The 9,630-nt window shown below is 57.4% G+C and carries 9 protein-coding genes; 6 read left to right on the top strand and 3 right to left on the bottom strand.

What is annotated here, in order from left to right; translation table 11 throughout:
- Positions 1 to 940, top strand: a 940-nt coding sequence (locus VMW85_06100) for a metallopeptidase TldD-related protein (protein ID HUT27601.1), incomplete at its 5' end; no start/stop codon positions are given.
- 3 nt (positions 941 to 943) lie between these two features.
- On the opposite strand, the gene VMW85_06095 is transcribed toward VMW85_06100, so the two are convergent.
- The 3 genes from VMW85_06095 to ilvB form a co-directional block, all read right to left on the bottom strand.
- On the bottom strand, positions 944 to 1,312 hold the full coding sequence (locus tag VMW85_06095) for a cyclophilin-like fold protein (GenBank protein ID HUT27600.1): 369 nt from the start codon (positions 1,310 to 1,312) through the stop codon (positions 944 to 946).
- A gap of 46 nt (positions 1,313 to 1,358) precedes the next feature.
- Positions 1,359 to 2,348, bottom strand: a complete 990-nt coding sequence (gene ilvC, locus VMW85_06090) for a ketol-acid reductoisomerase (protein HUT27599.1) — start codon at positions 2,346 to 2,348, stop codon at positions 1,359 to 1,361.
- Positions 2,349 to 2,411: 63 nt separating this feature from the next.
- On the bottom strand, positions 2,412 to 4,091 hold the full coding sequence (ilvB, locus tag VMW85_06085; GenBank protein HUT27598.1) for a biosynthetic-type acetolactate synthase large subunit: 1,680 nt from the start codon (positions 4,089 to 4,091) through the stop codon (positions 2,412 to 2,414).
- Between the two features lie 214 nt (positions 4,092 to 4,305).
- Between ilvB and VMW85_06080 the strand changes: the two genes are divergently transcribed.
- The 5 genes from VMW85_06080 to VMW85_06060 form a co-directional block, all read left to right on the top strand.
- Complete coding sequence (locus VMW85_06080; protein ID HUT27597.1) at positions 4,306 to 4,872, top strand: GrpB family protein; 567 nt, start codon at positions 4,306 to 4,308, stop codon at positions 4,870 to 4,872.
- Positions 4,863 to 6,203, top strand: a complete 1,341-nt coding sequence (locus tag VMW85_06075; protein ID HUT27596.1) for a hypothetical protein — start codon at positions 4,863 to 4,865, stop codon at positions 6,201 to 6,203. The genes VMW85_06080 and VMW85_06075 overlap by 10 nt, the downstream gene beginning before the upstream one ends.
- A 40-nt stretch (positions 6,204 to 6,243) precedes the next feature.
- Positions 6,244 to 7,710, top strand: coding sequence for an aldehyde dehydrogenase family protein (locus VMW85_06070; protein HUT27595.1), 1,467 nt, complete (start codon positions 6,244 to 6,246; stop codon positions 7,708 to 7,710).
- Positions 7,707 to 8,684 (top strand): NAD-dependent epimerase/dehydratase family protein, encoded by a 978-nt coding sequence (locus VMW85_06065; GenBank protein HUT27594.1) that lies wholly within the window; start codon positions 7,707 to 7,709, stop codon positions 8,682 to 8,684. The genes VMW85_06070 and VMW85_06065 overlap by 4 nt, the downstream gene beginning before the upstream one ends.
- A 46-nt stretch (positions 8,685 to 8,730) precedes the next feature.
- The coding region (locus tag VMW85_06060; GenBank protein ID HUT27593.1) for a prenyltransferase at positions 8,731 to 9,630 on the top strand (900 nt) is incomplete at its 3' end.

The following is a 9,630-nucleotide window of genomic DNA, read 5'->3' as shown; positions in this document are numbered from 1 at the left end:
GATCCCCCGAGGACAGCTTCGGGTGGCGGTCATCGAGAGAGCGCTGGCCAACTCCAACGGGGCGGCCTATCGCGAGATAGGCACCATGGCCTACGCCCATTTCACCTCCATGACCAACGGGGTAGATCCCGGTGAGGGGTGCGAGAGCTACTATTCTTCCGGCCTGTCCGCGCTGGATGCCGAGGAAATGGGACGGAAGCTCCGGGTCAAGGCCTTGAACGCCCAAGGCGCCAAGCACTTCAAGGGCAAGATGACCGTGCCAGTGGTACTGCCGCCAGAAGAGCTGGCGGAGATGCTGCTGACCTCCGTCGGCTACTCGCTGGACGGAGAGAACGCCCTGCGGCACCGCTCCCCTTGGGGGGAACTGGTGGATAAGGAGGTCGGCAATACCCTGGTGGACCTGCAGGACCGGCCTTGGGACCCACGCTCATCCCTATCTTGCCAGTACGATGACGAAGGCACCCCGACACGGGAAAGACCGTTGGTCGAGAAGGGAGTGCTGAGAACGCTGTTGTACGACGCTTATCACGCCCAGATGGGCGGCGTGGCGGCAACGGGCAGTTGCATGAGGCGAGATCCGACCGATGCCCTGAACCTCTATCGCCGAGGCAGTGCCACCTTGCCCATCAACCTGACGTGGAAGGCGGGCGGGAGCAGCCTGGAGGACATGATCTCCGAGATGAAGGAGGGAGTGGTCATAGAAAAACTGGCCGCTCCGGATGTGAACAGCGTCACTGGCGGCTTCGCCCTGGAGGTGCGCAGCGCCAAATATGTGCGGGACGGCCAGGTGGAGGGACACATCGACCAGTGCCTGCTTGTTGGCAACTTCTACCAGGCGCTGAAGAAGGTGAGCGCGGTTGGAAACGATCCGACCGTTCACGGAAATTGCATCGTACCATCGGTGCGCTTTGACGACCTGGAGATCGTGGGCAGCGAATGATCCTTAGGCCCTTTCCAGGGTGACCATGGTCTTGTCGGAAAGTTCGGCCAGCCCCTTGAGGTCACCCAAAACCCTTCCCACCGGGCTCACCGGGGAGAACGCCTCCGGCCTGGAGGTCGTGGAAACAGGCGTCTTGCCGAAGAAGAAGCACAGGGCATCCCCTTCCGGCCAGAAGGCCACCTCTCCCTCGTCTAAGATCTTCTTCCCGTTCTCCAGCTCGCCGCTCACCGGGATGGCGAAATAGAACTCACCGCCCCATACGTTGATCTCTCGTTCCAACGGCAATGACTCGTATATCTTCCAAGCGGTCAAAGAATCGTTCAGCTCGATCTCGAACTGTTCGTACCTTGTGCGCATCAAAATTCTTTCCATGCCCTCTCCCGATAAGGGAAAGGGTGGAAGGGTGAAAAGGGTTTCGTCACTTCTTGATCTCGAAGAGGGAGCGTATCTCCTTGCCCACCTTCTCGACCTGGCTGTCGGCCTCGGCGTTCTCCATGGCCTTCATCCTTGGCATGCCGGCCTTGGCGTCCGCCAACCATTCCTTGGCGAAGTCACCGGAACAGATGCGGTCCAGCATCTTCTCCATGGCCGCGCGGCTCTCGTCATTGATGACCAGGTCCCTGGTGGTAAGCCCGCCGAACTCGGCGGTGTTGGAGACGCTTCTCCACATGTTCATCATGCCGCCCTGGTAGATCAGGTCCACGATGAGCTTGACCTCGTGAAGGCATTCGAAATAAGCGATCTCCGGCTGGTATCCTCTCTTGACCAGGGTCTGGAAGCCAGCGTTGATGAGCGCGGTTACCCCGCCGCATAGCACGGCCTGCTCTCCGAACAGGTCGGAGGTGGCCTCCTCACGGAAGTCGGTCTCCAGGACACCGGCCTTGGTAGCCCCGATGCCCTTGGCTAATGCCAGGGCGAACTGCTTTGCCTTACCGGAATGGTCCTGCTGCACCGCGATGAGCGCGGGGACGCCGAACCCTTCGACGAAGACCTTCCGCACCATGGGGCCAGGGGCCTTCGGGGCCATCATGATTACGTCCACGGTCTTGGGCGGGACGATCACATCGAAGGTGATGGAGAAACCATGGGCGAAATCCAATGCCGCCCCATCCTTTAGGTTCGGCAGTATCTCCGAGTGATAGACGTCTCCCTGCACCTCGTCGGGGATGAGCACCATGACCACATCCGCGTCCTTGACGGCGCCGGCCACAGTGTCGACCTTCAACCCGTTCTTCTTGGCCTCCACCCAGGACTTACCGTCCTTTCGCACACCGACGGTCACGTCCAATCCGCAATCGTGCAGACATAGGGACTGAGCCCTGCCTTGGCTGCCGAAACCGATGACCGCGACCTTCTTGCCCTTCAGGACGCCTAGGTCGGCGTCTGACTCGTGATAAATCCTTGCCATTTGATCACCGTTAGATTCATTGACGCATTTTATGCGCAATATTTACAATGTTCTACTCCACCATCAGCATTTGTTCCAACGGCAGCGGTTGCGTATGGTGCCTTTGTCACTAGCGACCCCTCCCGGCAGCATTGGGAGCATATCCTCCTCCGGGTCGATGCGGACGTCCACCACGAACGGCACATCGGAGGCGAAGGCCATCTTGTAAGCATCGTTAAGCTCGCTGGACCTCGTGACCGTCACGCCGTCCGCGCCGAAGGCTTGGGCTAGCTTCACGAAGTCGGGATTGTTGCGCAGCTCGGTCCCGCTATAGCGGCTGCCCCATTGGAGCTTCTGCCATTGTTTCACCATACCCAGCCAGCCGTTGTTGAGCAGACACACCACCACCGGCAGGTCCTCGCTCATGGCCGTTGCCAGCTCCTGGAAAACCATTTGGAAGCTACCATCCCCGGCCACGTCCACCACCTGTTTGTCGCGGTGCGCGTACTTCACGCCGAGCGATGCCGGAAAGCCGAAGCCCATGGTGCCCATCCCACCCGAGGTGAGGAACTGATTGGGGTGCTTCAGGCGCATGAAGTGCGCGGCCCACATCTGATTTTGTCCAACCTCCGTCACCACGAAGGCGTCAGGGTCAAGCACCTTTCGTAGCTCCCAGATCGCTTTCTGTGGTTTTATTGGGTCCTCATCTATGTCGATATCGCAAACGCAGCCGTCAAAGAGCTCCTTCACTCTTTTGCTCCAGGCCGAATCCCCTTTGGATTGGGTTAACCCCTTGATCACGAGCTGCAGGCCCTTGCGGGCGTCGCCCACCAGCCTGACCCTGGTCCGGGGGTTCTTACCCGCTTCCATTGGATCGATGTCCAGGTGTATGATCTTAGTATCCTTGGGCATCTCACCATCGTAACCGATGGTACGGTCTGAAAAGCGTGAACCGATGGCGAACACCACGTCCGCCTCCAATAACGCCCGACGAGAGCACTCTCTGCCATGCATGCCTAGCATTCCCAGCGAGAGAGGATGGTCCTCGGGTATGATGGCCTTGGCCATGATGGTGGTGATCACCGGTGCGAACAGCATCTCGGCCAGACGCTGAACCTCGTTGGAAGCGTCCGCCCATCTGGCGCCGCCGCCGACCAGCAGCACTGGTCTCTCGGCCTCGCGTAGTATCTTGATCGCTTCCTTCACAGCGGAGAGGTCTTCGAAAGGTGGGGGAACCGGGAACTCCTCGTTCAACTTGGATGGCTCTATCTGACCGTTCAGCACATCCACTGGTAGATCGATATGCACCGGGCCCTTACGACCGCAGTTGGCTATGGCCATGCCCCTCTTGATGGCCTCGGGCAGATCGTTCGGTCTCAGTACGCGATAGTTATGCTTGGTGATGGGCATCATCAGACTGAAGATGTCCGCCTCCTGGAAGGCATTATTACCGATCATGCTGGTGGCCACTTGACCAGTGAGAACCATCATAGGGGATGAATCCGCATAGGCGGTAGCCACCCCGGTCACCAGGTTCGTAGCGCCAGGTCCAGAGGTGGCCAGGCAAACACCGGTCCTGCCGGTCGACCTGGAGTATCCATCGGCCATATGGGCGGCGCACTGTTCGTGACGAACGAGGACGTGGTGTATGTCCGAATCCAACAGATCGTCGTATATGGGAATGGTGACCCCGCCTGGATAACCGAACATGACGTCTACACCCTGCCCCTCGAGCAGTTCAAGAACAGCCTTCGAACCTTTCATAAACTAATCCCTCGTTTTTTTCAATACGGGAGGACGACCCCTAACGGTACGTCCTCGATCACAAAACAACAATCACTTTGAGCAAAGGCAAAAGAATCGATGTCATCTCGCCCGTGTTGTTGTTTGACACGGATTTACTTCATGATAAACATAATATATAACAATATCTAAGATTAGGGCACTGGTATTGAAATCGACTGGTGGTTGAAAAAGGATGATCGTTGAAAACATGGACCAGAGAGGTGAGAACGCCATGGAGGACATCGAGTTGCTGCCTCATGATCCGCATTGGACAAGCATGTTCTCCGAAGAAAGGGATCGATTGCTCAGCGCCCTGGGAGAGATGGTCCGAGGGATCGATCACGTGGGAAGCACCGCGGTTTCCGGCCTAGTGGCCAAACCGATCATTGATATCATGGTCTCGGTCGAGATACTGCATCTGGGAACGGTGAAGGAGATTTTGGAGGATGTCGGATATCTACATGTTCCCATCGATGAAAGGGGGCGGTTGTTCTTCCGTAAAGGTATGCCCCGCACCCACCATCTGCATGTTGTGCGAAGAGGGAGCTGGGAATACTGGAAGCACATATTCTTCCGCGATAGACTTGTGGACAATAGGGACGAAACCAGAGAGTACGCCGCCTTGAAGATGGGATTGGCCGAACGTTTCCACCATGACCGGGAAGCCTATACAAAAGGGAAGGAGGATTTCATCGAAGGTCTGCTGGCCAAAGCAGTGTTGGAACGATTGGTCCGCATCGATCGATCTTTATGGGACTGACCGAGACCGCCAAAGAAATATTATGCCAAGAGTCGTTGTCCAGGGATATCGGGAGGGTGTGTATCACGGACGCCAAGGAGATCATGGAGCGCGGAGCGCAAAGCCAACTTATTAACGACCCTCACGTCAAACGGGTATGGGACCTGATCAAGGGTGACTCGCTATTCAAGATGAGCGTTGACGACCTGGCCTCATTGCGCCAATCGTTACGCCGGGAGTCCCTGCAGTACTTCGCCCGACATAACCCCTACTACGCGGAACTGTTCGAGAGATTGGACATCGATCCGGCGAAGGCGACGCTGTACGATGTGGCCAAGCTAGCCATACCTTCGGACATGCTGCGCGGGGAAGGACAGAAGAAGTTTCTTATAAAGGACCTGGAAGAGGGCGGGGAGACATTCTCCTCCAGCGGTACCACTGGTAAGGACCCGGTGCGCGTCTATCGCTCACCGATAGATCTGGCCATCATGCTCAAGGCCAACACAGACCTCTTCGAGTACGTGTACGGGGACCTGCTGAAGGACGGAGAGGGCGTAGCGTTGTTCATGGCCGCTCCCGAGCTCAGATACAAGCTAAGCTTCGTGGCGTTCGTTCACCTGACCTTGGAGAAGAAGGGCATCGAACTCCTTTACGGCATGGACCTGGAGAACAAGGACCAGGCTGGAACTCCCTGGCAGAAACTGGTGCCCAATAAGGAGAATCTCCTTAAGTTCCTCAAGTCCAAGAAGGAGCCGAAGCTCTTTTTCACCGCTCCGGCGGGCGTACACCTAATGTGCCAAAAGTTCGACGATATGGGATACGGTAAGAAGCTGGCCTACAAGATGGCCTCGGGGGCACCACCGGTGCGCCTGGGTAAAGGGGGCGTAATCGTCACCGGAGGGGGCAGTAAAGGCTTCGCCGACCTGCCAGAGTATCCCCTGTTGGTATCGAACGCCCAGAAGCATTTCGTCGCTAAGAACCGTAATGGAGGGGAGGGTAGCACCCCCTTCATGGACGTGCTGGGAATGACGGAGACACTGACGGCGCTGATCGATCGTCATGGTGTCATGGACAAGATGCCCCACCCCCTGTCGGAGGCGTTCATTCTCGATCCATTGACCTTCGAACCGTTGGAAGGTGAGGGCAAGGAGGGAGTGCTGGGCATCTTCAACCCCTTCACCACATCCTGGCTAGAGGTGTTCTACCCTGGGGACATCATGTCCTGGCATTCTTCTGAGCGCTACTACGGAAAAGAGTTCGTGTACAAGCGCCGACTCAGCGTCAAGGAGGGTTGGGACCTTCAACGCGCATGCGGCGGCACCTTGGAAGAGATGATGACCAAAGGGCAGTGAGCGGCATCATTTAATTGGCAGGAAGGCCATTGCCTGGGCCATGTGCCCCAAGCTAGTGCCGTTGCTTTTCGATCGTTCCCTGGAGAACGTACCCAGCGGCGGTAACGAGGAGGTCATGGAGATATCACCTTCCGCCCTGGAAGAGCTGATGAGGTTGGCGCCATCGGTGCAGGCCGCACTATCGTCCGTTCCCATCGAGGATAGACTGCAGGTCATCGAACAGATGGCCAGGCTGTGGAAGGACAAACTGGACCGCGGCGAACTGGACCACCTCAAAGATGAGATGGCCACATCCACTGGATACTCGCCGTCCCTCATGGAGACCGAACTGTCGTTCGTACCCGCGGTCCTGGGGGCGAGCAACATCCGTAAGAACCTGGAGGCTTCCGTCCAGGGTGGGGCGGAGGCTCTTTGCCGCTTCGTAGAGATGGACGAGACCGAGATGTTCCGCCACGTTCCGGTCGGTCCGGTACTGATCATCAGTTCCGGCAACTCCATCGTTCCTACGCTCATACCAACGGTGATGTCATTGGTCACTGGCAACCTGACCATATTGAAGCCGTCCATAGCGAACTATCACGGGGTGACCGAGGTGTTCAAGCTCCTGTCGGAAGTAACGGACGGTCCCGCCTCCAAGGCCATGAGGGACGCCTTGGTGGTGTCCTACTTTGGCCATGACTCCCCGTCGCTGAAAGCGGCACTGGAAAGATCGCCCATGGGCATGATCAACTTCTGGGGGGCGGAACCGGCCCGGACCATCGTGGCCAACATGGTGAACCTAAACCCGCACCATCCGCGCTTCTTCGTCAACGGTCCATTCACTGGTATGGCCCTGATCGAGGAGGGGGTGGACACTTTGCAAGCCGCGGACGATCTGGCACTGGATGTGGTGCTTTACGATCAGCAGCTGTGCTCCTCACCGACCTCAGCGGTCTTCATTGGCAGTTTCGAAGAGGGCAAGATGTTCTTGCGCACGGCCGGAGAGCGCCTGGACGATGTGGGTATGGAATTCCCCTTGCCTTTAGACCAGGATCGAATGTTCACATTACAGGGCGCTAGGCGGTACATACAGACGGAAGGGGGGACGGTCCTCTCTTCCAGGGAACCGGCCAACCCCTGGACATTGGTGCTTTCGAAGGGACAGAGCTCCATGAAAGGTCTGGCCGCCCAGTTCCCTACTTTCAACCTCTTCGCCAGGAGACGATTCCTGGAGATCGTGGTGGTGCCGGATGCCGATTCGGCCGTGGCTTTGCTGCGCGACCTGCCGGGACATCCTGCCTTCAGAGGCATCGACGGGGTGCAGAGCGTTGGACTGGCGGTGAACGAGAGCTCCAAGAAGGGGATCATCGACCGATTGGTGAACGCCGGAGTGCACCGCATTCTGCCGTTGGGCGACATGTTCATGCGTGGTGCGGTGGAACCGTATGACGGCGTGCCCATGAGCTCTTTGTTCACCCGCATAGTTTATTGGCGTGGCAAGAACACCTCACCGGGGGAGCAGCTTTGAAGGTCCTGGTCACCGGGGCCACGGGCTTTCTGGGCGGACATTTGATAAGGGAGATGGTCAAGGGGCCGCACGCACCTTTGTGCGCCTATCGCCAAGGCAGTGATACCCGGTCCATCGATGAACTTGGCCTGCCTAAGGTCAATTTCGATCTCACCGATCCAGCATCCATGAGCGAAGCGGTCAAGGGTGTGGACGCGGTGATCCATCTGGCCGCTTACTATACCTTCACTGGCCGCAAGGAACTGTACGATAGGATCAACGTTCAGGGCACGCAACGGTTATTGGAGGCCTGCCAAGAGAACGGGGTCAAGCGCTTCCTGTATTGCAGCAGCACCGAGGCCATGGGTCCGGTGGAGCACCCTCCTGCGAACGAGGACGCCCCGTTGAACCCTCAGTACGAGTACGGAAGGTCCAAGGTCAAGGCCGAGGATCTGGTCACCTCATCCGGACTGGATTGGACGATACTGCGTCCTTCAGGGATCTACGGGCCGAGCAATGTGGACGACGTCGCCTATTACTTCATCACCTCGTTCAAAGGCTTCGCCTCCAAGTTCATCATCGGCTCGGGGAAGAACTATATCCAGTTCGTGCACGTCAAGGACGTGGTCAAGGGATTCCTGCTGGCATTGGACAACCCAGGGGCCGTCGGCCGAACCTACATCATCTCCCAGGCCAGACCGTACACCTATGAAGAGGTGTATCGGCTCCTTGCCAGTATATTCGGCCAACCGGAGCCTCGATGGAGGTTGACGAAGAGGTTGGCCAATATCATGATGTTTCCTATCGAGGGATTCAACACCCTGATCGGCCGGAAGAACTTTCTTTACCGCCGGGAAACTGTGGAGAGCGTCACCAGCGATCGGTCCTTCACCATCGACAGGGCCAGGCGGGAGCTGGGCTACGAGCCGGATTACGACCTGCCAGAGGGCATGAGGGAGACCGTGGCCTGGTATCGGGAGAACGGCTATCTTTAAAGCAACGGTTAAATCCCCTTTTCCTTTTTACCCCGATGGTGAGAGAATGGAGATGACCGTGGCCTGGCGCAAGATATTGAACCTGTTGAGGATAAGCTACACCTTGCCCTTCGTCATGGCCTCGGTGACCGGGGCCGCCTTCGCCTTGAGCGTGAACGATGATTTGCTGCTGGCGTTCCTGATACCTCTGGACGTGTTCTTCCTGGCCATGTTCGTCAATATCTCCAATGATTACTTTGACCACAAGAGCGGCACCGATGCCTCCCGCTTCCAATTTCGCACGCCTGAGCTGGAAGTGGCCCTCAAGGAGATCTATGACGAGAGGGTATACTGGACGGGGAACACCTTCGATAAGGGAGAGGTCAGTGAGAGGAATGGACGAATAATCATCGGCATCATCGCCCTGGGAGCCCTGCTGGTATCCATCCCCGTCATCATGCATGGCGGCTGGCTCGTGATCATATTGGGAGCGGTCGCGTTCTTCCTCTCCTACTTCTACACCGCCCCGCCTCTGAACCTGGGGGCGCGGGGATTGGGAGAGCTGGACGTGGGTATGTCTTTCTTCATGATGTCCTTCTTCACATACTACGTCATCGTCCAGATATGGTCCTGGGAGATGTTCCTGATCGCTCTGACCGTCGGTCTGACGGTCATGCTGATGCGATTCGTGGACCAGATGTCCGGATATAAGGCGCACCTGGAAGGAGGGGAGAAGGACTGGTGTGTGAGATTGGGATTGGAAAGAGCGGTCAAAGCGGTCGGCGCACTGCTAGTGGTGCTTTACTCGTTCTGCTTCTCCCTCATCTACTTCAGCCCCCTGTACGCCATTCTGCTTCTGACATTGCCCATGAGCTTGGGACTGATGAAGATGCTGCGGAACAAGGAGGATGATCTGCGTTTCATTCGACCGGCGCCTCAGATGTTCAAGCTGGCGCTTGGCAATCAG

It is taken from the genome of Methanomassiliicoccales archaeon, from assembly GCA_035527755.1.
Taxonomy (GTDB): domain Archaea; phylum Thermoplasmatota; class Thermoplasmata; order Methanomassiliicoccales; family UBA472; genus UBA472.
This window is presented reverse-complemented; position numbering and strand designations above follow the sequence as displayed.